The organism is Ruegeria sp. AH12 (assembly GCF_056541465.1).
Genome location: NZ_JBQFYL010000115.1, coordinates 1 through 857, shown reverse-complemented (window position 1 = coordinate 857; position 857 = coordinate 1). Strand labels below are relative to the sequence as shown.

Below are 857 nucleotides of genomic sequence, written 5' to 3'. Positions count from 1 at the left end.
GACTCATTGATTTACAGCCGGAACAAGACGGTAGCTGCGAGTGCAATGGCTGAGAGGAAGACCTTCGGGCATCTATCATAGCGAGTAGCCACACGACGCCAATCCTTCAGGCGCCCGAACATGATCTCAATTCTGTTTCGTCGTTTGTAGCGGCGCTTGTCGTAGCGGACAGGTTTGTCGCGCGATTTTCGACCTGGGATCCGGGACCTAATTCCCCTGTCCTTCAGGGCTTCGCGGAACCAGTCGGCGTCATAGCCGCGATCACCCAGCAGCCAGTCAGCCGATGGCAGATTGTTCACCAGAGCCCTGGCGCCCGTGTAATCGCTGACCTGCCCAGCGGATATGAAGAAGCGGATAGGGCGTCCGAGGCTGTCAGTAATGGCGTGCAATTTCGTATTCATGCCGCCCTTGGTGCGCGCGCCTCTCGGCAGCATCCTTGGGATGCGCCTGCCGGGCAATGGATCAGTCTGCCGCGCCCCCCTTTTTCAGCCGCAGGCTGGAGGCCGTGCGCTGCGCTTTGAGGTAGGTTGCGTCAATCATGATGGTCTTGAGATCGGCTTCTTGCGCAGCCAGCCCGGTCATGATGCGAGCGAATACACCCATATCGCTCCACCGTTTCCAGCGGTTGTACAGCGTCTTCGGCGGCCCATATTCGCGAGGCGCATCGGACTACCGCAACCCATTGCGATTGATGAAAATAATCCCACTCAGTACACAACGATCATCAACCCGCGGCTTGCCATGGTTCTTCGGAAAGTAAGGCTGAAGACGCGACTTCTGCTCGTCGCTCAACCAGAATAGATTGCTCATGATATACCCCTCAAAACTCAGGAGCTTTGAATCACGCAGCCGAGATG

1 pseudogene is annotated in these 857 nt (G+C 56.9%); it reads right to left on the bottom strand.

Annotated features, from left to right (window positions below):
* Window positions 1-11 precede the first annotated feature (11 nt).
* Window positions 12-810 (bottom strand): annotated as a pseudogene (locus tag ACR0EL_RS22005) (IS5 family transposase).
* Window positions 811-857: the final 47 nt, after the last annotated feature.